Origin of the sequence: Clostridium sp. AM33-3, assembly GCF_003480315.1 — a bacterium.
Lineage (GTDB): Bacteria > Bacillota > Clostridia > Lachnospirales > Lachnospiraceae > Brotaphodocola.
This window is the reverse complement of record NZ_QUIV01000005.1, coordinates 133,783-154,269: the sequence shown is the minus strand read 5'-3', so window position 1 is coordinate 154,269 and position 20,487 is coordinate 133,783. Positions and strand designations below refer to the sequence as shown.

At 50.6% G+C, this 20,487-nt stretch carries 21 protein-coding genes and 1 other annotated feature (1 of these 22 only partly in view); of the genes, 18 read left to right on the top strand and 3 right to left on the bottom strand.

Annotated elements, in window-relative coordinates:
* Both DW819_RS04700 and DW819_RS04695 read left to right on the top strand, forming a co-directional pair.
* Positions 1–780: a copper homeostasis protein CutC gene (locus DW819_RS04700; RefSeq protein WP_118732294.1), complete on the top strand. Its 780-nt coding sequence runs from the start codon at positions 1–3 to the stop codon at positions 778–780.
* Positions 781–832: 52 nt separating this feature from the next.
* Complete coding sequence (locus DW819_RS04695; RefSeq protein ID WP_118732318.1) at positions 833–1,405, top strand: NUDIX hydrolase; 573 nt, start codon at positions 833–835, stop codon at positions 1,403–1,405.
* Here the strand turns inward: DW819_RS04695 and DW819_RS04690 are convergent.
* On the bottom strand, positions 1,402–1,893 hold the full coding sequence (locus tag DW819_RS04690) for an HD domain-containing protein (protein WP_118732293.1): 492 nt from the start codon (positions 1,891–1,893) through the stop codon (positions 1,402–1,404). The genes DW819_RS04695 and DW819_RS04690 overlap by 4 nt on opposite strands.
* A gap of 264 nt (positions 1,894–2,157) precedes the next feature.
* On the opposite strand from DW819_RS04690, the gene DW819_RS04685 reads away from it, so the two are divergent.
* Genes DW819_RS04685 through DW819_RS04675 form a run of 3 tightly spaced genes read left to right on the top strand, consistent with a single transcriptional unit; the run spans position 2,158 to position 6,140 of the window.
* Positions 2,158–3,897: an ABC transporter ATP-binding protein gene (locus DW819_RS04685; RefSeq protein ID WP_118732292.1), complete on the top strand. Its 1,740-nt coding sequence runs from the start codon at positions 2,158–2,160 to the stop codon at positions 3,895–3,897.
* Positions 3,894–5,561: a thiol reductant ABC exporter subunit CydC gene (cydC, locus tag DW819_RS04680; RefSeq protein ID WP_182432564.1), complete on the top strand. Its 1,668-nt coding sequence runs from the start codon at positions 3,894–3,896 to the stop codon at positions 5,559–5,561. Before DW819_RS04685 ends, cydC begins: the two co-directional genes overlap by 4 nt.
* 45 nt (positions 5,562–5,606) lie before the next feature.
* Positions 5,607–6,140 (top strand): methylated-DNA--[protein]-cysteine S-methyltransferase, encoded by a 534-nt coding sequence (locus DW819_RS04675; protein ID WP_118732316.1) that lies wholly within the window; start codon positions 5,607–5,609, stop codon positions 6,138–6,140.
* Between the two features lie 71 nt (positions 6,141–6,211).
* Here the strand turns inward: DW819_RS04675 and DW819_RS04670 are convergent, their stop codons facing one another.
* Positions 6,212–7,957, bottom strand: a complete 1,746-nt coding sequence (locus tag DW819_RS04670) for an NFACT RNA binding domain-containing protein (RefSeq protein WP_118732291.1) — start codon at positions 7,955–7,957, stop codon at positions 6,212–6,214.
* Between the two features lie 166 nt (positions 7,958–8,123).
* Between DW819_RS04670 and DW819_RS04665 the strand changes: the two genes are divergently transcribed.
* The 10 genes from DW819_RS04665 to DW819_RS15585 all read left to right on the top strand — a co-directional run bounded on the left by DW819_RS04665 (position 8,124) and on the right by DW819_RS15585 (position 15,389).
* Entirely contained in the window at positions 8,124–9,002 is an 879-nt protein-coding gene (locus DW819_RS04665) for a YicC/YloC family endoribonuclease (protein ID WP_118732290.1), read from the top strand.
* A 67-nt stretch (positions 9,003–9,069) separates the two neighbouring features.
* Complete coding sequence (gene gmk, locus DW819_RS04660; protein ID WP_118732289.1) at positions 9,070–9,693, top strand: guanylate kinase; 624 nt, start codon at positions 9,070–9,072, stop codon at positions 9,691–9,693.
* A 67-nt stretch (positions 9,694–9,760) separates the two neighbouring features.
* Positions 9,761–10,087 (top strand): DNA-directed RNA polymerase subunit omega, encoded by a 327-nt coding sequence (gene rpoZ, locus DW819_RS04655; RefSeq protein WP_118732288.1) that lies wholly within the window; start codon positions 9,761–9,763, stop codon positions 10,085–10,087.
* Positions 10,088–10,175: 88 nt separating this feature from the next.
* Complete coding sequence (rimO, locus tag DW819_RS04650; protein ID WP_118732287.1) at positions 10,176–11,516, top strand: 30S ribosomal protein S12 methylthiotransferase RimO; 1,341 nt, start codon at positions 10,176–10,178, stop codon at positions 11,514–11,516.
* Positions 11,500–12,042, top strand: coding sequence for a CDP-diacylglycerol--glycerol-3-phosphate 3-phosphatidyltransferase (pgsA, locus tag DW819_RS04645; RefSeq protein ID WP_118732286.1), 543 nt, complete (start codon positions 11,500–11,502; stop codon positions 12,040–12,042). The genes rimO and pgsA overlap by 17 nt, the downstream gene beginning before the upstream one ends.
* Before the next feature lie 2 nt (positions 12,043–12,044).
* Positions 12,045–13,292 carry a competence/damage-inducible protein A gene (locus DW819_RS04640; RefSeq protein WP_118732285.1) on the top strand — a complete coding sequence of 416 codons (1,248 nt, stop codon included), beginning with the start codon at positions 12,045–12,047 and terminating at the stop codon, positions 13,290–13,292.
* 80 nt (positions 13,293–13,372) lie between these two features.
* Positions 13,373–13,699 (top strand): hypothetical protein, encoded by a 327-nt coding sequence (locus DW819_RS04635; RefSeq protein ID WP_118732284.1) that lies wholly within the window; start codon positions 13,373–13,375, stop codon positions 13,697–13,699.
* Positions 13,693–14,634 carry a DUF2953 domain-containing protein gene (locus tag DW819_RS04630; protein WP_118732283.1) on the top strand — a complete coding sequence of 314 codons (942 nt, stop codon included), beginning with the start codon at positions 13,693–13,695 and terminating at the stop codon, positions 14,632–14,634. The genes DW819_RS04635 and DW819_RS04630 overlap by 7 nt, the downstream gene beginning before the upstream one ends.
* Before the next feature lie 66 nt (positions 14,635–14,700).
* Positions 14,701–15,117 (top strand): GerW family sporulation protein, encoded by a 417-nt coding sequence (locus DW819_RS04625; protein ID WP_118732282.1) that lies wholly within the window; start codon positions 14,701–14,703, stop codon positions 15,115–15,117.
* Positions 15,118–15,251: 134 nt separating this feature from the next.
* On the top strand, positions 15,252–15,389 hold the full coding sequence (locus tag DW819_RS15585; protein WP_178716430.1) for a hypothetical protein: 138 nt from the start codon (positions 15,252–15,254) through the stop codon (positions 15,387–15,389).
* Between the two features lie 106 nt (positions 15,390–15,495).
* Here the strand turns inward: DW819_RS15585 and rpmB are convergent, their stop codons facing one another.
* Positions 15,496–15,681, bottom strand: coding sequence for a 50S ribosomal protein L28 (gene rpmB / locus DW819_RS04620; protein ID WP_118533668.1), 186 nt, complete (start codon positions 15,679–15,681; stop codon positions 15,496–15,498).
* A gap of 325 nt (positions 15,682–16,006) precedes the next feature.
* Between rpmB and DW819_RS04615 the strand changes: the two genes are divergently transcribed.
* From DW819_RS04615 to recG, 3 genes are all read left to right on the top strand, one after another.
* Positions 16,007–16,363, top strand: coding sequence for an Asp23/Gls24 family envelope stress response protein (locus tag DW819_RS04615; protein WP_118732281.1), 357 nt, complete (start codon positions 16,007–16,009; stop codon positions 16,361–16,363).
* A gap of 13 nt (positions 16,364–16,376) precedes the next feature.
* Positions 16,377–18,074: a DAK2 domain-containing protein gene (locus DW819_RS04610; protein ID WP_118732280.1), complete on the top strand. Its 1,698-nt coding sequence runs from the start codon at positions 16,377–16,379 to the stop codon at positions 18,072–18,074.
* A gap of 100 nt (positions 18,075–18,174) precedes the next feature.
* A complete protein-coding gene (recG, locus tag DW819_RS04605) occupies positions 18,175–20,250 on the top strand; it encodes an ATP-dependent DNA helicase RecG (protein WP_118732315.1) in 2,076 nt (691 codons plus the stop codon).
* Between the two features lie 135 nt (positions 20,251–20,385).
* Positions 20,386–20,487 (top strand) — a binding site (T-box leader) (it continues 157 nt past the right edge of the window).

Below are 20,487 nucleotides of genomic sequence, written 5' to 3'. Positions count from 1 at the left end.
ATGAAGGATTATATATTAGAGGTATGCGTGGACAGCGTGGAATCGGCACTGGCTGCCGAACGGGGTGGTGCAACACGCCTGGAATTGTGCGCTAACCTTGTAATTGGGGGAACGACGCCCGGCTATCCATTATTTGAGCAGGTAAAAAAAGAAACAGGACTGCCGGTCCGGACGCTGATCCGTCCAAGGTTTGGTGACTTTTTATATACGCAATATGAGCATCGGCAGATGCTTCAGGATATTCGCCATTTTGCGCAGGAAGGGGCAGAAGGAGTTGTGATTGGAAGCCTGAATGCAGATGGAACACTGAATACGGAGCAGATGCAGGAGATGATGGAAGCAGCAGGCAGCTGTGCAGTTACCATGCACCGTGCTTTTGATGTGTGTGCAGATCCGTTTGAAGCTTTAAAAAAGTCAGCAGAACTGGGCGTGGATACGATCCTGACATCCGGTCAGGAGGCAGACTGCCTCGCCGGATGCGGGCTCCTTAAAAAGCTTGTGCAGCTTACAGATCAAAGCCGGTCAGACAGCCGCAGAGTGACTATCCTTGCCGGGGCAGGCGTGACGTCTGTGAATATTGCAGAAATCGCGAAAAAAACAGGAGTGCGTGCCTTTCATATGTCCGGAAAAAGGCTGCTGGAGAGCGGTATGCGTTACCGGAATGATCGGGTACATATGGGACTCGGGAGCCTGAGTGAATTTGAATGCTATCGCACAGATGAGGCAGAAATCCGCCGTGCTGCGGAAATTCTGCGGACTCTCGGTGAGGATGGCAGATGAGGCAGGATTTTGCGAAGTATTTTTACCAACCATGAAAAAGGAGCGTATTGGAATGGACAGACAGGAACTGATGGAGTCAATAAGGACATATCAGCCTTTTAACGAGCAGGAGGAAATGGACAAGTCCCTGATCCTGAATTGGATCGAGACTCAGGACGATGCATTTTCCCGGGATAATACCGTGGCACATATGACAGCCTCGGCCTGGGTGGTCAATAAGGATCGGAGCAGGGTTCTGATGGTGTATCACAATATTTATGATTCCTGGTCCTGGCTGGGCGGTCATGCAGACGGTGAGACAGATCTGCTGGCAGTGGCGATCCGGGAGGTGAAGGAAGAGGCCGGAATTTCCGGTGTGCGCCCGGTGTCAGAGAAAATTTTTTCTCTGGAATCTTTGACGGTAGACGGACATGTGAAGCGGGGAAAATATGTATCCAGCCATCTGCATTTGAATGTGACATATCTTCTGGAAGCAGATTCAGAAGAGCAGGTTTTCGTGAAGGAAGATGAGAACAGCGGCGTGGGCTGGTTTACGCCGGAGGAAGCCCTGAAGAAATCCACAGAGCCCTGGTTTGTGGAGCGGGTATATGGAAAGCTTGTGGAGAAGATGAAGAAAAATGATTAATTTCTACAAAAAAATCTGCGGTATGCCGGGCGCAGGGTTTCTTCCATGGCGCACCATTTATCCGCAAAGCAGACCAGCCATGCCTCCCGGCACTGCGGCGGGATGGGCGTCAGCGGGAACATATGCCGGGCAATCGTATTTTTCTCCCGCTGATTTAAGGCGTAGTCCCGCGTGGCATTTCGTAAGGCCGTTCCCGGATGGCGGAAGCCATGAAGCCGGTGGGAGGCATCGTTTTCATGCCAGTCATATAAAAAATAATCGTGCAGCAGAGCGCCTTTCACCAGGGAGGCCTCATCCATCGGAAACTGCCATTTTTCCATGAGAAAAAGACTGACGTATGCTACATGGACGCTGTGCCGGTAGATGGTTGTAGAGCCATGCTGCATGGCCTCCTTTTCTTCGTAGAATCTTCCCTGCCTTGCCAGTTCCCGGATGGTGTCGGCCAGAAGTCTCTGGAGTCTGGAGGATAAGAAAATTTTTGCTTTCATAGGGTGTGGATCACCTCTCAGATTGAGATTTCGTTATGGTTCATATTTTTACAACCCGTATTATAATCAATTTCAGAGAGATTGCAATGGTCAGTTTGCGGTAATTAAGATTTATTTCTTAATTACAGAGAGCATTTGCATATTGCTGCATCCGGTGAAAACGGATATACTAATAAATAAATGCGTTGCGGCAAAAGCGGAACGGGAACGATCCCTGCGCCGCATATACTGAGAAAATAAGAGAAAGATGAGGGGAAACAAAACATGCTTTTCATGAACAAAACACTGCTGCGCCTGGCCCGGGGTCTCTGGCTCTGGATCCTGGCTATTGCCGGTGTGAGCTTTCTGACGCTGGTCGGCACTACAGCGCTGGCTGAGATCATTGCCGGATTCCTGGGCAGTCTGTTTGAGCCGCAGGAGGCGCTGTCATCGGCGGGCAGTGCCATCCGTGGGGCACTTGTGGTGGCGCTGTTCACGTTCTGCGCACAGATGGGGAAGGGCCTGCTGGAATACAAGACAGCAGCCGAAGCGAGAACCAGTATGCGCCGTATGATCTTTTCCAGGGTACTGGAGCTGGATGCAGGAGGCATTGAAAAGATCGGACCGGTTTCGGCTATCACTGCTTCGGTGGATGCGGTGGAGCAGATGCAGATGTATTTCAGCACTTATCTGCCGAGCCTGATCTGCAGCATTCTGGCACCGGTTTATCTGTTCTTTCATTTAAAAAACATTTCCATGCCTGTGGCTCTGCTGCTTTTGGCCGTTTCTCTGGTGCTGCTTCCGGTGAATAATCTGTTCCGCTGCCGGATTGAGCAGATCCGAAAGACTTACTGGAAATCTCTGGATGATATGACCGGCTATTACATGGACAGCCTGCGGGGTCTGACCACGCTGAAGCTCTTTAACCGGGATCAGGAGCATTCCCGGATTTTGGGGGAGAAGGCAGATATTTTAAACTACAACATCAACTGTTTTATGAAAGTCAACTTTACGTCCTTCCTGGTAACGGAAGCCATGATTTACGCGGCCATTCTGTTTGCACTGGTAAATTCCGCTGGCCGCATTGCGGATGGCAGCATGACCATTGCTCAGGCTTTGATTGTGCTGATGCTTTCCTACAGCTATTTCTCTGCCGTAAAGGAGCTGATGAACGCTTCCCACAGCGCACTGACAGCGATCGCTGCGGCAGGTAAGGTGGAGGAGATCCTGGATACCGATACCTCCCGTCCGTACGAGCCGTCCCTTCCGGAAGATCCGAAGCATTTTGAGGGAATCCGCATGGATCATGTTTCCTATGGATACGAGGGCCGAAGCAGAGCCTTGCAGGATATTTCCCTGACGGTTCCAAAAGGAACGGTGGCTGCGCTGGTGGGCTTATCCGGCTGCGGAAAATCCACAACGGCATCTCTTCTGATGCGGTTTTGCGACCCGCTATCCGGAAAAATCTATATAGAAGGAAAAGATTACTGCAGCATGAAGCCGGAGGAGCTGCGAAAACACATTGCCATGGTGCCGCAGCAGGTCAATCTGTTTTCCGGTACGATCCGGGAGAACCTGCTGTTAGCGGACCCGGACGCAAAGGATGCTGCGCTTTTAGAGGCACTGGAAGAAGCAGGACTTGGCGCTTTTATCCGTTCCCAGAGTAAGGGGCTGGATTCCGATGTTGGAAATGCCGGAAGCTCTTTATCCGGCGGACAGCGCCAGAAGATGGGCATTGCCCGGGCGCTGCTTTCCAGGGCAGAGTACATGATCTTTGATGAGGCAACATCCAGCGTGGATCCGCAGAGTGAGAAAGAAATCTGGAAAACCATCGGATATCTGGCCGAGAGCCGGACGCTCATCATTATTTCCCATCGCATGTCCTCCGTGCAGAATGCAGACTGCATTTATGTGCTGAGAGATGGCAGGGTGGCCCAGCATGGGACTCATGAAGTCCTGATGGCAGAGGCCGGACTTTACAAAGAACTGGTGGTGCGCCAGCAGGCAATGGAGGTGGCAGAATGAAACGGAAATTCAGTTATTCGATGAAAGAGATGAATTACCGCCTTCTGATGATGGGACGCCCAATCTGGAAATATATTGGCATCTCCACGCTGGCCAGTACCCTTGGAGCCCTGTCACATATGGGACTGATGGGCTTTGGAGCCCTGTGGCTTTTAGCTGCGGCCGGATTTAGTGACGGAGCCGGAATTTATGCGGCCCTGACGGCAGTTTGCGCGGTCCTGATCGCGGTCTGCCGCTATCTGGAGGGTGTGTTTTCCCATCTGGGTGCTTATGGCATTCTGGCAAAGATGCGGGTGCATCTGTTCAATGCCATCGACCGCATCGCTCCGGCGTATCTGATCGGGCGGGAGACCGGTGATGTGATGAACATCGCGGTGTCGGATATTGAGACGCTGGAATACTTTTTTGCCCACACCATCGGGCCGATGTTTACGGTCATCCTGCTTCCGACAACAACGGTGGTGATCGCCTGGTGTGTAAATCCGCTGTATGCCCTGGTGCTGATCCCAATTTACCTGATCATCAGCGTGGTGCTTCCGCTTGTGGCATTAAAGGCCGGCCGGGGGATCGGCATGCGTTATCGGGAACGGCTTGGGGATCTGAAATCCAAGATTCTGGAGAGTGTCTACAGCATCCGGGATATTCAGATTTTCGGCGCCGGACATCGCCGCATGCAGGTGGTGGAACAAGCGAATTTGAAGGTGAATCAGGCGGCTCTGGGGCTGACTTTGCACCGCCAGACCATAGCATCCTTCCCGAACTTTTTCGTGTACTTGGCAAGAATCCTGATTCTGGTGTGCGCCGGCGTGCTGGCATCCCGCGGTATCAATCATCCGGTGGGAACCATTGCCCTGTCCTTTGCGGCAACGGCTTCTCTGTCTTCCACCTTCAGCCTGACCTTTGTGGTGACGAGCCTGCTGGAGAGCTATGCGGCGGCAGAACGTATCTTTAAAATTGAAGATGCAGAGCCGGAGACCAGGGAACCGGAGCATCCGGTTCCCTGCGGCGAGATCGAGACCATTGAGTTCCGGGATGTGACCTTTGCTTATCCGGGCACACAGAAAAATATCCTGGAGCATTTTGATTATATCATCAAAAAAGGGGACCGGGTCGGCATTGCCGGGGAGTCCGGCGCGGGAAAATCCACGATCCTGCGTCTGCTTCTGCGGTTTTATGCGCCGACAAAAGGGCAGATCCTCATCAATGGCATCCCGATTGAGCAGATCAGCTTTACGGAACTGCATCAGCGTATCGCGTTTCTGGAACAGGATACCTACCTGTTTGACGCGACGATCGCGGAAAATATTGGTATTGCAAAGCCGGATGCTACGGTGGAAGAGATCAAAACAGCAGCAAAACGTGCCGGAATCGCAGAGTTTATTGAAACTCTGCCAGATGGCTATGACACCGATATGGGGCAGATGAGCGCGCGGCTTTCTGGCGGAGAGCGTCAGCGTATCGGCATTGCGCGGGTGCTTCTCAGAAATCCGGATGTCTGCCTGATGGACGAGCCGTCCAGCGCGCTGGATGCACTGCACGAGAAGGAACTGCTGCATACCCTGGAGACAGAGTACGCGGGAAAGACGCTGTTGTTGATTTCTCACCGTGCAAGCACGCTGACAGGATGTGAGCGGATCCTGAATGCAGAGAAATTCCGGCATTAGTTCTGTTTTTATAATCCATCGGTTGAGTTGTAGAATATGAAAAATATGGTATACACTTGTATATACAAATCAAAATTGGGAGAAATTCTGCTGGCTGCGGATGAAATCGGACTTACCGGCTTATGGTTTAGCGGGCAGAAGTATTTTGCCAGTACACTTCCGGACAAACATATTTCCCGGGAAACACCGGTTCTGTCAGAAACAAAAGAATGGCTGGATGTATATTTTTCTGGGAAAAAGCCGGCCTTCACCCCGCCCCTTCATCCTGCCGGTTCAGCTTTCCGGCAGTCAGTATGGCAGATTTTATTGCAGATTCCATACGGGCAGACCACAACCTACGGGGAGATTGCCAGACAGCTGGCTGCCGTGAAAAGGACTCCCGGTATGTCTGCGCAGGCGGCAGGCGGTGCAGTGGGGCATAATGCGATTTCCATTATCATTCCCTGTCACCGGGTGGTCGGAAGTAACGGCAGCCTGACGGGATATGCAGGAGGCATAGAGAAAAAAGCAGCACTGCTTAAGCTGGAACATACTGATATGAGCCACTTTTTCATTCCCAAGAAGGGAACAGCGCTGTAAGTTTGGAGGGACCGGGCAGAGTTGAAATCTGCCCGGTCCCTCTTTGGGTGTGCGCCCGGAGGCGCATCTTGTTAGCCGGTTACTTCCTGCAGCACCAGCCTCGGCTCAGCCATCAGCGAATAATTCGTATGATAGATGACGAATCCCGGAGCACCTCCGGCCGCCTTTTTCACATGCTTTCTCTGAATATAGTCGATCTCGACCTTATCATTGTCCCGGCCTTTGGAGTACCAGGCAGCCAGGGCAGCGGCTTCCTCGAAGGTACGGTCCGGAAGCTCTTTGCCCTCGGTCCGGACTACTACATGGGAACCAGGAATTCCTTTGGCATGGAACCACCAGTCATTGCCGTTGGCAATCTTGAAGGTCACTTCCTCGTTCTGGTAGTTGTTCTTTCCAACGTAAATATCGAATCCGTCTGTGGAGCGGTAGTGATACGGACGGCTGGTGATCTTCGGCTTTTTGGCGCCGTAGGGACGTTTCTTCACAAAGCCGAATTCCATCAGCTCTTCCTTGATCTGTACCAGATCATCCTCCTTCAGTGCGATATCCAGGGCGGTACTGATGGATTCTAAGTGGTCAATTTCCTGCTTTGTCTCTAAGGTCAGGTCACTCAGGGCCTCGAAGGTACGTTTCAGCTTATTATATTTCGCAAAGAATTTCTGGGAGTTTTCCTGTGCGGAAAGCTGTGGATCCAGCGGGATCCTTACCTCTTCATTGGTATAGTAATTCAGGCATTTCAGCTCTTTTTCCCCGCCCTTTAACTCATAACCGTAGGTATTTAACAGCTCGCCGTATACCTTATATTTGTCACGCTTTTCGGTATCCTTTAACTGCTTTTCCTGCAGGTCGTATTTTTTATAGTTCCGCTCCAGGGCAGTCTGGACAATCTTTCTTAAGTCTACGGATTTCTGGCGGATGCGGGTCACAGCGCTCTTCTCGGAGTAGTAGGAGTCTAACAGGCGGCTGATGGAGTCAAAGGACTTGGCCTGATACTCCGCAGAATCATAGCAGGTCAGTGGGACGGAAGCAAACTCCACCGGTTCCTCACTGCGGTAGATGATGTTCGGCGTAAACCTGCCGTTTTTGACATCCTCCATCAGCAGATCAAACATGTGGTATAAATGAGTCAGCTCTGCCGGAGAAAGCTCGTTGGCGGAACGGTCCCCGTCAATGGAGGCGAGATGGCAGATTTCCGTGCCGATGATGGGACTGATTCCGGTAAGTTTTTGATACAAAGCCTTCTGAACCGGAGCCGGGGTGCTGCCGATGACATTTGCAAAGGTCTCCTCGGAAATGGTGAGGGGGTCTTCCTTATCGGTGGTGTGCGGGATGAAATACATCCGGCCCGGCAGAACCTCGCGCACGGAGCTGACCTGGGCGGAGACATGCTTGATGCTGTCTAAGATGGTGCCATCTTCCTTACAGAAGATGATGTTGCTGTGCTTGCCCATCAGCTCAATGATGAGGCGTTTCTTTCTCAGATCTCCCAGCTCATCGAGGTGCTCGATCTCAAACTCGATGATACGCTCAAGTCCCGGCTGGGATACTTTGACGATGCGTCCGGTTCCGATATGCTTTCTCAGCAGCATGCAGAAGTTCGGTGCGGTCAGCGGGCTTGGCTTGTTGGTCTCGGTGAAGTATACCAGGGGCAGGCTTGCGCTGGCTGATACCGAGAGACGCAGGGTTTCTTTATTATTTTTTACCGTGAACATCAGCTCATCCTTCTCCGGCTGGGCAATCTTGTTGATCTTGCCGCCCTCTAACTTCTGCCGGATATCATGGACCAGGTTCGCGATTACAATTCCGTCAAATGCCATCTTACAATACAGCTCCTTTATATGAAGTAAATATTACGATTCTTCCAATTATACAGGATTCCATGAAAATTTACAAGAACGCAAAACCGATTGCCACGAAGCCGTTGACTTGTTTTTCCATTTGAATTATAATACTTTTATCTATGGCAAAGGAGTAGACGACATCATGATAAAGAGCATGACCGGATTTGGCCGGTGCGAGATTGTTACTGCGGAATGCAAGATTTCCGTAGAAATGAAGGCAGTCAACCATCGCTATCTCGATTTAAGCATCAAGCTGCCAAAGAAGTTCAACTACTTTGAGGCAGGCATCCGCAATCTGTTAAAAACTTATATTCAGCGTGGAAAGGTCGATGTATTCATCAACTACGAAGACTACACAGAAGAGAAGATGTGCTTAAAGTATAACAGCTCCCTTGCTGCAGAGTATATGAGCTGCTTCAAACAGATGGAAGAACAGTTCGGCATCAAAAACGATGTTACCGTATCAGGACTGGCCCGCATGCCGGAGGTTCTGACCATGGACCAGGCCCCGGAGGATGAAGACCGGATCTGGCAGCAGCTTTCAGGAGCCGTCGAGGAGGCCGCAAAGAAATTTGTGGATTCCCGCGTTCAGGAGGGCGAAAAATTAAAGGAAGATCTGCTTGGCAAGCTGGATTACATGAGCAGTCTGGTGGCTTTTATCGAGGAACGCTCCCCGGTCATCCTGACCGAATACCGCCAGAAACTGGAGGATAAGGTCAGAGAGCTTCTGGGCAGCACCCCACTTGATGAGGGGCGCATTGCTACCGAGGTTACCATCTATGCCGACAAGATTTGTGTAGATGAGGAGATGGTGCGTCTCCACAGTCATATTGATGCTACCAGAAAAGAGCTGGAAGCAGGCGGCAGCGTAGGCCGTAAGCTGGACTTTATCGCACAGGAGATGAACCGTGAGGCCAATACCACACTGTCCAAATCCACCGATCTGGAGATTTGTGATAAGGCCATTGCATTAAAGACTGAGATCGAAAAAGTCAGAGAGCAGATTCAGAATATTGAATAATCGTGACTGTGAAGGTACTGAACAGTTACGAATAATCACAGAACGAGTAAAGAATCGAGGATTAAATATGAGCCGTAAAGGAGTTTTAGCGGTTGTTTCCGGCTTTTCGGGAGCAGGAAAGGGCACTTTGATGAAAGCACTGCTTTCAGAACATGCAGACCAGTATGCGTTATCTATTTCTGCCACTACACGCGGACCGCGTGAGGGAGAAGTGGATGGAAGAGAGTATTTCTTCAAAACGAAAGACCAGTTTGAGCAGATGATCGCGGAAGATGCGCTGATCGAGCATGCCTGCTATGTAGGAAACTATTACGGGACTCCGAAGAGCTATGTCATGGAGCAGCTGGAAGCCGGAAAGAACGTCATTCTGGAAATTGAGATCCAGGGCGCCTTAAAGGTGAAGGAAAGGTTTCCGGACACACTGCTTTTGTTTGTGACACCGCCAAGCGCTGGAGAACTGGAACGCAGACTGCGGGGACGCGGCACAGAAACAGATGAGGTCATCAAAAGCCGCTTAAAACGCGCGGTGGAAGAGGCTGAGTTCATGGACCGCTACGATTACATTCTGGTGAATGATGACCTTGAGACCTGTGTGCAGGAAATGCATGAGCTGATTCAGGCACAGCGCCACAAAACTTCCCAGAATCATGAGTTTATCGTGGAAATGAAAGAGGATTTAAAACAGTTTTAAATGAGGCTGTTTTTATCATAAAGCTATTATACAAGATTAAGAGATATCCCCAGAAAGGAGTTTTATTATGTTACATCCATCTTATACAGATTTGATCAACGCAGTAAACAGCGAGGTTGAGCCGGGTGAGCAGCCGGTCGTACAGAGCCGTTATTCCATCGTTCTTGCAACCTCCAAGCGTGCAAGACAGATCATCGGCGGAGATGAGCCGCTCATCGCGAGAGCAGCAGGCAAAAAACCGCTTTCCATCGCAGTCCAGGAGCTTTACGAGGGTAAGGTAAAAATCCTCGGCGATAACGATGCCGAAGAAGCGGAAGAGGCAAAAGCGATCGAAGCTGCAGCAGACGGAGATCCGGAAGCATTCGGAATCGAAGCTGAGCAGGTTGAGGAGTAGAAATAAAAGTATAATGGGATAAAAGAAAGGAGAAGGCCGTCTCATATGTCAGAGATGGCTTTTTCCATAAAACAGGAGTTTGAAATTTATGAAGATTTTATGTGTTTCTCTTGGCTGTGACAAGAACCTGGTTGATACTGAGATGATGCTTGGGCTTTTAAACCGGGACGGCCATACCTTTACAGACGATGAAAACGAGGCAGATATCATTGTGATCAATACCTGCTGTTTCATCAATGACGCAAAAGAAGAGAGTGTGAACACCATCCTGGAGATGGCAGAACTGAAAAAGACCGGAAAATGCAAGGCCCTGATCGTGACCGGCTGTATGGCCCAGCGCTACAAGCAGGAGATCCTTGAGGAGATCCCGGAGGTGGACGGTATCCTTGGAACATCCACATACGACGAGATTTCCAATGTGTTAAAGCAGGCTCTTGGCGGAGAAGCACATGTCAGCTGCTTCCACGATCTGAATGCGCTTCCGGAGGTGGAGACCTCGCGTATCATTACCACAGGCGGTCATTACGCGTTTTTAAAGATCGCGGAAGGCTGTGATAAACACTGTACTTACTGCATCATCCCGAGCCTGCGCGGCAATTACCGCAGCGTGCCGATGGAGCGCTTACTGAAAGAGGCTAATGAGCTGGCAGACCAGGGTGTCCGCGAGCTGATCCTGGTAGCGCAGGAGACTACTCTGTACGGCGTGGATTTATACGGAAAGAAGATGCTTCCGGAGCTGCTCCATAAGCTGGCTGAGATCCCGGGCATCTACTGGATCCGGATTCAGTACTGCTATCCGGAGGAGATCACCGATGAGTTCATTGAGGCCATCCGTACGGAAGAAAAGATCTGCCATTATCTGGATGTTCCGATCCAGCATGCCAGTGACCGCATCTTAAAGCGTATGGGCCGCCGTACCAACCAGGCGCAGCTTCGCGAGATCATTGGAAAGCTTCGCGCCGCAGTCCCGGATATTGCGCTTCGCACCACCATGATCTCCGGCTTCCCGGGCGAGACTCAGGAAGATCACGAAGAGGTCATGCGCTTTGTAGATGAGATGGAGTTCGAGCGTCTTGGCGTATTTACCTACTCCGCAGAGGAAGACACTCCGGCAGCAGCTTTCCCGGATCAGATTCCGGAGGAGGTGAAGGAGGAGCGCCGCGACGAAATCATGGAGCTCCAGCAGGAAATTGCCTTTGAAAAGTCCGAATCCATGGTAGGACGCGTTCTGGATGTTATGATCGAGGGCAAGGTGGCTGACGAAGCTGCTTATGTAGGAAGAACCTACATGGATGCCCCGAATGTAGATGGATATATCTTTGTTAACAGTGGTGAGCTCTTTATGTCCGGTGATTTTGTCCGGGTGAAGGTCACCGGTTCCAATGACTATGATCTGATCGGGGAGGTATACGATGAATCTGCCGAATAAACTGACCGTGCTGCGGGTGATCATGATCCCGTTTTTCGTAGTCAGCCTGCTGGCATTTCATGGGGAGGTACGCCTGCTTCGCAACCTGGCAGCTGCCATCTTTATTGTAGCCAGTCTCACTGACATGCTGGATGGAAAGATTGCAAGAAAATATAACCTGGTAACAAATTTTGGAAAATTTATGGATCCGCTTGCAGATAAGCTTCTGGTCTGCTCCGCGCTGATCTGTCTCATTGAACTGGGACAGCTTCCGTCCTGGATGGTCATTATCATTGTCAGCCGGGAGTTCATCATCAGCGGCTTCCGCCTGATCGCCGCAGAGCAGGGCATTGTCATTGCCGCCAGCTACTGGGGCAAGTTTAAGACCACGTTTCAGATGATCGCAGTCATCTTAATGATCGTGGATCTTCCGGTCCTGCACATTCTGACGGTAGCCTGCACCTGGATCGCACTGGTGCTGACTGTGGTTTCGCTGGTGGATTACATTGCAAAGAATCATAAAGTGCTTACAGAGGGGGCAATTTAAAAATGGTAGTAGAACTGATTTCAGTCGGCACCGAGCTTCTGCTCGGAAACATTGTGAATACCAACACTCAGTTTCTTGCGGAAAAATGCGCGCTTCTGGGTCTGACCATGTATCATCAGGTTACAGTCGGAGATAACCACGACCGTCTGGCTGAGGTGATCCGGACAGCACTGAAGCGCTCAGATGTCATCATCCTGACCGGCGGTCTTGGACCGACCGAGGACGATCTGACCAAGGAGGTCTGTGCGGAGGTAATGGGCTTCCCGCTGGTGGAGGATAAGCACACCCGTGAGCGGATCGAGGAGTATTTCCGGAACAACATTTATAAGGTGATTCCGGATAATAACTGGAAACAGGCGATCATTCCGGAGGGCTGCATGGTTCTGGATAACGATAACGGCACTGCGCCTGGCCTGATCCTGGAAAAGTACGGCAAGTCTGCCATTCTTCTTCCGGGACCGCCAAATGAGCTGTATCCGCTGTTTATGAATCAGGTATTTCCGTATCTGCAGAAGCTGCAGCCGGAGGTGATCCGTTCCCAGATGGTAAAGATCTGTGGTGTGGGAGAAAGCCAGGTAGAAGATAAGCTCCTGGATCTCATTGACAAACAGAAGAATCCGACCATTGCTACCTATGCGAAGACCGGTGAGGTTCATATCCGTGTGACGGCAAAGGCCGCCACCGAGGAAGAGGCCAGAAAGCTGGTAAAGCCGGTGGTAAAGGAGATCAAAAACCGCTTTGGCGATTATGTTTATTCCACGAAGGAAGAGGAAACGCTGGAGCAGGCGGTGGTGAAGCTGTTAAAGAAATATGACCTGACCATGACAACTGCGGAGTCCTGCACCGGCGGACTGCTGGCAGGCCGCATCATTAATGTACCCGGGGCTTCCGAGGTTTATAACGAGGGCTTTATCACGTATTCCAACAAAGCAAAGCGTAAATACCTGGATGTCAGCAAGAGTACGTTAAAGAAATACGGCGCAGTCAGTGAGCAGACTGCCAGAGAGATGGCAACCGGCGGTGTATTTGCTACCGATTCCGATGCCTGTGTGGCAGTGACTGGTCTGGCCGGCCCGGACGGCGGCAGTGAGGAGAAGCCGGTGGGGCTGGTGTATATCGCAACCTATATGAAGGACAAGGTCAATGTCCAGAGGTATCAGTTTAAGGGCAACCGGGCCAAGATCCGGGAGCAGGCAGTGGTAAAGGGACTGGATCTTCTGCGCCGTTCTATTCTGGATAATTACCGGTAGAAATCCTGTGTGCCGGTGAAAGCCGGAAACCTTCGCAACGTTGTGAAAAAATGCTGTGACAGGCAAAAGGAGAAGATGTGATGCAGTGGTACAGTCATTTGTATGTGGGCAGGCGGGCAAAGCGGCACCGGTATGCCATCATTCAGGGCATTCGGGAAGAAAGGCTGCAGCCGGAGGTTTATGTGATTACTTCCCCGCAAAATGGAGAGAATCTTTGTGACATCTATCCTTCTGCCTTGCTTCTGGTTCCATCGGAAAAGAAGAAGGAGCGCATGATCCTGGGAATTGCGGTTACATACTGGGAAGCTCTGGAGGTGGTGCGCAGGATGGTGGATGATTTGTATCAGAAAACAGGAGAGGTATCGGCGGAGGCGTTTGCCCGCTTTACAGGAATTGACGTATGGTAGCAATCGTACTGGGAATCTTAAAAATAATCGGGATTCTGCTCCTTGTAATTCTGGGACTGCTCCTGTTTGTGATCATAAGCGTGCTGTTTGTTCCGCTCCGGTACCGGGCAGAGGGCAGCTTTTATGAGAAGCTGAAGGGCAGTGCTTCGGTAAGCTGGTTTCTGCATCTCATTTCCCTGAAGATTTCTTATGATGAAAAAGCGCAGGTGGATGTCCGGGTCCTCTGGTTTCATCCGGGACGGGAAAAGGCAGAAAAAGCGCAGGACAGAGCGGAAACACCGGAAAGGGCAGAGCCTGTGACCGGGCGAGCCTGTGCCGATTTCCCGGAAGAAGCAGATGAAACAGAAAAATCAGAGGCTGATGCATTTGAGAAGGAGCTGACGGAGCGGGTGGAAACTGCGCAGGTATCCGCTACGCCGGGGACAGACCGGCACGAAGGGAAAAATGCCGGGGCTGGTAAAATTGCAGCGCGTTTCAGGCATTTTCTATCGGCTCTGAAGCTGAAAGTCCAGGGGATCCACAGAAATCTGAAAAAAGCGGCAAAGAAACTTCGGACGGGAAAAAACCGGTGGGAGACGATCCTTTCCTTCCTCCGGAATGAGGAAAACAAAAAAACGTTTCGTCTGGCAAAACGGCAGATTTTTGCTGTTATCCGGCATATTCTGCCGAGAAAGTCAGAAGGAAAGATCAGGTTTGGTTTTGATGATCCTTATATGACCGGGCAGGTCCTTACCTGGATCAGCCCGTTTTACGGCCTGTATGGCCGTCACCTTCAGATATGTCCGGATTTTCTGGAGCCATGCCTGGAAGGGGAATGGAAGCTGAAGGGACATATCCGGCTGGGAACCATTCTGCTTCTGGCTTTCCGGATGCTTCTGGATAAAAATATCAGATTGTGGATCAGGGCGGCGAGAGGCCGCAAAGAGAAAGCCTAAGCTGTATGATGTGGCGGGAATTGTAAGGCCCAGAATGATCTGGCCATCCGCATAAAGGAGGACAATATGGCAGAAAATCAATTTGTTTCAACGGTAGAGGCCCTGTTTAAGGGGATGGATCAGTTTGTAACGACAAAGACCGTAGTGGGAGATGCTGTAAAGGTGGATGATGCGATCATCCTCCCGCTGGTGGATGTGACCTGCGGTATGGCAGCCGGTTCCTTTGCGGACAATGCAAAGCACAATGGGGGCGGCGGCATGAGTGCCAAGATGAGCCCAAGTGCCGTGCTCGTGATCCAGAATGGTGTGACCAAGCTGGTGAATATCAAGCAGCAGGATGCAGTGACCAAGGTTCTTGATATGGTGCCGGATTTTGTGAATAAATTTGCTGGCGGAAAAAAGGAAGAGGTTTCGGAAAAGGCTATGGAAACCGCGCAGGAGATTGCGGCAGCCGGCGAGGAAGCGGACGCAAAGGCGGAATAACCGTTGACACGGATATAACATAAGCCCCGGTTCATACCTCATGGAAGACAGCATATACTGATAGTGGAAGCTTACGCTGCTGTTTCTGGTCTGAGTGCGCAGAAACAGCCGTATTTTCATATCAGGAGGCTGCCATGAGGCGTGTTCTGGGGCTTATGCTTTTTTGCTTTGGGATCGGAATGACGCTTCTTTTGTTTATTCCGGAAACACTGTCTACGCTGATCTTTATCATCGGATGCCTGACTCTGGGCTATTATCTTTTTTGCGGATGAGATCCATACAGAAAATAGCAGAAGTATGTGAAATAAGAGACTGTGCAGAAAGTGTGAAACGAAAAAGAGGACATGTCAAACGACATGTCCTCAGCATCAGTTCCAATTATGCTCTTTCAACTAAGCCGGAACGTAAGCAAGAAGTACATACATACATCTTCTTAGCTCCTCCATTAACTTTAACCTTAACAGATTTAACGTTTGCTTTCCAGATCGCGTTGGATCTTCTATGGGAGTGGCTCACGTTATTTCCGAAGTGAGCAGCCTTTTCACAGATTGCACATTTAGCCATGATTGCACCTCCTTAACCGGTACTTGGTCCCGTAAGGAACCACAACATAAAATATGATAGCAGAAAGTCCCCATTTTGGCAAGTGAAATTTCGCATTTTTTTGAGAAAAAATAAAAGCGGGGAAATAAATGAAGAAAACGTGGAAAAATGTTTTCATGGATGAATGTTTGCGGACCGGCTTTCGAGAAAAGTCATAATGGACATAAATAAGGATATGTGATATGATTAATTAGTTAAATAATGCCTTTTTCCGAAATGGCATAGCTGAAAACAATGCAGCCCGGCTTTTTCCGGCAGCAAATAAGATAGATATGGAGGGGTTTCTATGAAGGGACGCATCAACAACAAACTGGGCGAGATTCAGATTAGCTCCGATGTCATTGCCATGTATGCGGGCATGACGGCAGTGGAGTGTTTTGGTATTGTTGGTATGGCAGCGGTCAGCATGAAAGACGGACTGGTTAAGCTGTTAAAGCGTGAGAGTCTGACCCACGGCATCACTGTGGAAGTACAGGATAACCATATTTCCATCGATTTTCACGTGATCGTGGCTTATGGAGTCAGCATCTGCGCAGTATCAGACAATCTGATCGCAAGCGTGAAATACAAAGTAGAAGAATTCACCGGCATGGAGGTTGACAAGATCAACATTTATGTAGAAGGTGTACGAGTGATTGATTAAGGAGGACCTGACGGTGAGTGTGAAGGTAATAGACGCCCGTCTGATGCAGAAGGCATTTCTTGCCGGAGCAAAGGGATTAGAAGCAAAAAAAGAGTGGATCAACGAATTAAATGTATTTCCGGTGCCGGACGGCGATACCGGAACCAATATGACCATGACGATCATGGCCGCGGCCAGAGAGGTGGCAGCTGTAAAGGACCCGACCATGGATTCCCTGGCCAAGGCAATTTCTTCCGGCTCCCTGCGCGGTGCAAGAGGAAACTCCGGCGTTATCTTATCCCAGTTGTTCCGCGGTTTTACCAAAGAGATCAAGGGAAAAGAGGCTGTAGATGTCAAGACGTTGGCCCAGGCCTTTGTCCATGCCACTGAGACAGCTTATAAGGCAGTTATGAAGCCGAAAGAGGGTACGATCCTGACGGTTGCGAAGGGCATGGCAGACAAGGCAGTAGAGACTGCCGAGGAGACAGATGACATCTTGGAGTTCGGCAGCAGGGTCATTGAACATGGTGATTATGTGTTAAGCCAGACTCCGGAGATGCTTCCGGTATTAAAGCAGGCAGGTGTGGTAGACTCAGGCGGTCAGGGACTGATGCAGGTATTAAAGGGCGCATTTGACGGCATCAGCGGCAAGGAAGTGGATATCACGGTTCCGGATGCCAAACCTGCGGCAGGCACACCGGCAGAAGCAAAGGGTGCGGCATCCACTGATATTGACACGGCACATATCAAATATGGCTACTGCACCGAGTTCATCATCAATCTGGAGCAGCATTACGATGAAAACAGCGAACATGAGTTCAAAGCTTATCTGGAGTCGATCGGTGACTCTATCGTAGTGGTTTCCGACGATGACATTGTAAAAGTACATGTTCATACCAACGATCCGGGTCTTGCCATCCAGAAGGCACTGACCTTTGGCTCCCTGTCCCGCATGAAGATCGACAATATGCGCGAGGAACACCAGGAGCGCGTGATCCAGGACGCAGAGCGCAAGGCAGCAGAGCAGAAGGCCGGGGAAGATAAGGCAGAGACAGCAAAGAATGAGCCGAGAAAGCCGTATGGCTTCATTGCGGTATCCGTTGGAGACGGGCTGGGCGAGATCTTTAAGGGCATTGGCGCAGATTACCTGATCGAGGGCGGTCAGACCATGAACCCGAGTACCGAGGACATGGTCAACGCGATCGACCACGTGAACGCGGATACCGTATATATCCTTCCGAACAACAAAAACATTATTCTGGCTGCAGAGCAGGCAAAGTATCTGGTAGAGGACAAGCAGATCATCGTAGTTCCGTCCAAGACAGTACCGCAGGGCATTACCGCGCTGATCAACTTTATTCCGGATCAGACTCCGGAGGAGAATCTGGCAACCATGGTGGAAGAGATGGGCCGTGTGAAAACCGGTCAGATTACCTATGCAGTGCGCAATACCGTCATAGATGACATGGAGATCCATGAGGGCGATATCATGGGAATCGGTGACCACGGTATGCTGGCTGTCAGCACCAGTCTTGAGAAGACCACCGTTGACACCTTAAAAGCTATGCTGGATGAGGATTCCGAGCTGGTTACTGTTTACTACGGAAGCGATGTGAGTGCAGAAGACGCGCAGGCCCTGACAGCAAAGCTTCAGGAAAGCTGCCCGGATGTGGAAATTGAACTTCAGGAGGGCGGTCAGCCGATCTACTATTATCTGATTTCTGTAGAGTAGCCGCAGCAGCATGCAGTTGGAAACGTACACATTGCAGTAAGGCGAAAATATGAGGGGAGTTGTCTTTACGGATGACTCTCCTTTTACATATAGGAGAATGATTATGAATCAGCAGCCAATTACCGTCCTGAAGGGAATTGGGGAAAAAACGGCAGGCTTGTTTGCAAAACTGGGAGTTGAGACTGTAGAGGAGCTGCTTCACGATTACCCGCGTGCCTACGATGCCTACGAAGAACCGGTTCCTGTTGGAAAACTGCGGGAAAAAGGGATGTTTGCGGTATCCGGCCAGCTTATGAAGACGCCGTCCGTGCGCCGTTTTAAGAATATCCAGGTTGTGATCACGGACGTACGGGATATGACCGGGGCACTGCAGCTGACCTGGTATAATATGCCTTATCTGCGCACTGTTCTGCAGATGGGCCAGATCCTCATTTTTCGAGGCCGTGTGGTAAAAAAAAACGGACGGCTGACTATGGAGCAGCCGGAGGTATTTACACCGGAACAGTATCGCGGCATCATGCATTCCATGCAGCCGGTGTATGGGCAGACAAAGGGACTGGGCAATAAGGCCATCACCCGTGCAGTGCAGCAGGCACTGGAACAGCGGCAGATGGAGCGGGAGTACCTGCCGGAGGAGCTTCGCAGCCGTTACGAACTGGCAGAATACAATTATGCGATCGAGCATATCCATTTTCCGGCAGACCGGAAGGAACTGCTCTTTGCCAGAAAGCGCCTGGTGTTTGATGAATTTCTGTTCTTTCTTCTTTCTGTGCGCCGGTTAAAGGAAAAACGTCAGGACTTAAAAAGCAGCTATGTGATCCCGCGGTCAGCGAAGGTCGATCAACTCCTGGATTCTCTGCCCTATGAGCTGACCGGTGCCCAGAAAAAGGTTCTGGAAGAGGTGCGGAGGGATCTGGAAAGCGGACTGGTCATGAACCGTCTGGTACAGGGCGATGTGGGCTCCGGAAAAACTATTGTGGCAGTACTGGCCCTTCTGGAAACGGCTATGAACGGCTGTCAGGGGGCCTTGATGGCTCCGACCGAGGTTCTGGCAAAGCAGCACTACGAATCCATTACCGGTCTGTTTTCCACTTACGGGATTGAAATGCAGGTGGTTCTGGTGACAGGTTCCATGACGGCAAAGGAAAAACGTCTGGCCTACGAAAAGATTGCTTCCCACGAGGCAGATATCATAGTGGGAACTCATGCCCTGATCCAGGAAAAGGTGCATTATGACCGGCTGGCCCTGGTCATTACCGATGAGCAGCACCGGTTCGGCGTAGGGCAGCGGGAGGCCCTGGGAAACAAGGGCAGTGAACATGATCCGGAGCTGACACCGCATGTGCTGGTCATGAGTGCCACCCCGATCCCCAGGACTCTGGCTATCATTCTGTATGGAGATCTGGATATTTCTATTATTGATGAGATGCCGGCTGAGCGTCTGCCTGTCAAAAACTGTGTGGTAAACACCGGGTACCGGGACAAGGCATATCAGTTCATTGCCAGGGAAATTGCTGCCGGGCGCCAGGCCTACGTCATCTGTCCCATGGTAGAGGAGAGCGAGATGATCGAGGCGGAAAATGTGCTGGACTACACAAAGCTTCTGCGGGAAAAGCTGCCTGCAGGCATCACCGTGGAGTACCTGCACGGAAAAATGAAAGGCAAAGAGAAAAATAAGATCATGGAGCGTTTTGCTTCAGGTGAAATCCAGGTGCTTGTTTCCACAACCGTTGTCGAAGTCGGTGTGAATGTTCCGAATGCCACGGTCATGATGATCGAGAATGCGGAGCGTTTCGGACTGGCCCAGCTTCATCAGCTCCGCGGCCGTGTGGGCCGGGGCGCGCATCAGTCCTACTGTATCATGGTGAACTGCTCTGACCAGGATGGTACCCAGGAGCGACTGGATATCTTAAACCGATCGAATGACGGCTTCTACATTGCCTCTGAGGATCTGAAGCTGCGTGGCCCGGGAGACTTTTTCGGTATACGCCAGAGCGGTGATATGGAATTTAAGATCGCGGACATCTTTACCGACGCAAATCTGTTAAAGACCGTATCAGAAGAAGTAAACCGTATTCTGGAACGTGACCCGGAGCTGGAGCAGGGAGAGTACCGGGCGCTAAAGGATCGGTTGGATGTGTATCTGAGTAAGAGCTACGATAAACTGAATTTATGATATAGCCAGTAACGTAGACAGGGGAGTCCTATTTCACGGCACTCTCCTGTCGGACTGATTAATAATTAATAATTAATTGTCTGAAAAAAATGATTGACAAATCCGTTCTGCCGCATTATGATAGGTAGCAACAACGACAAACCGATGAGAAAGAGGAGTAAGCACTTCGCTGATATCACAGAGAGCTGCAGGTGGTGGGATTGCAGTATGGAAGGAATTGCTGAATGGACTTTCGAG

Coding starts and splice junctions, on each gene's coding strand:
- DW819_RS04700 (WP_118732294.1), top strand. CDS start 1: ATGAAGGATTATATATTAGAGGTATGCGTGGACAGCGTGGAATCGGCA.
- DW819_RS04695 (WP_118732318.1), top strand. CDS start 833: ATGGACAGACAGGAACTGATGGAGTCAATAAGGACATATCAGCCTTTT.
- DW819_RS04690 (WP_118732293.1), bottom strand. CDS start 1,893: ATGAAAGCAAAAATTTTCTTATCCTCCAGACTCCAGAGACTTCTGGCC.
- DW819_RS04685 (WP_118732292.1), top strand. CDS start 2,158: ATGCTTTTCATGAACAAAACACTGCTGCGCCTGGCCCGGGGTCTCTGG.
- cydC (WP_182432564.1), top strand. CDS start 3,894: ATGAAACGGAAATTCAGTTATTCGATGAAAGAGATGAATTACCGCCTT.
- DW819_RS04675 (WP_118732316.1), top strand. CDS start 5,607: ATGGTATACACTTGTATATACAAATCAAAATTGGGAGAAATTCTGCTG.
- DW819_RS04670 (WP_118732291.1), bottom strand. CDS start 7,957: ATGGCATTTGACGGAATTGTAATCGCGAACCTGGTCCATGATATCCGG.
- DW819_RS04665 (WP_118732290.1), top strand. CDS start 8,124: ATGATAAAGAGCATGACCGGATTTGGCCGGTGCGAGATTGTTACTGCG.
- gmk (WP_118732289.1), top strand. CDS start 9,070: ATGAGCCGTAAAGGAGTTTTAGCGGTTGTTTCCGGCTTTTCGGGAGCA.
- rpoZ (WP_118732288.1), top strand. CDS start 9,761: ATGTTACATCCATCTTATACAGATTTGATCAACGCAGTAAACAGCGAG.
- rimO (WP_118732287.1), top strand. CDS start 10,176: ATGAAGATTTTATGTGTTTCTCTTGGCTGTGACAAGAACCTGGTTGAT.
- pgsA (WP_118732286.1), top strand. CDS start 11,500: ATGAATCTGCCGAATAAACTGACCGTGCTGCGGGTGATCATGATCCCG.
- DW819_RS04640 (WP_118732285.1), top strand. CDS start 12,045: ATGGTAGTAGAACTGATTTCAGTCGGCACCGAGCTTCTGCTCGGAAAC.
- DW819_RS04635 (WP_118732284.1), top strand. CDS start 13,373: ATGCAGTGGTACAGTCATTTGTATGTGGGCAGGCGGGCAAAGCGGCAC.
- DW819_RS04630 (WP_118732283.1), top strand. CDS start 13,693: ATGGTAGCAATCGTACTGGGAATCTTAAAAATAATCGGGATTCTGCTC.
- DW819_RS04625 (WP_118732282.1), top strand. CDS start 14,701: ATGGCAGAAAATCAATTTGTTTCAACGGTAGAGGCCCTGTTTAAGGGG.
- DW819_RS15585 (WP_178716430.1), top strand. CDS start 15,252: ATGAGGCGTGTTCTGGGGCTTATGCTTTTTTGCTTTGGGATCGGAATG.
- rpmB (WP_118533668.1), bottom strand. CDS start 15,681: ATGGCTAAATGTGCAATCTGTGAAAAGGCTGCTCACTTCGGAAATAAC.
- DW819_RS04615 (WP_118732281.1), top strand. CDS start 16,007: ATGAAGGGACGCATCAACAACAAACTGGGCGAGATTCAGATTAGCTCC.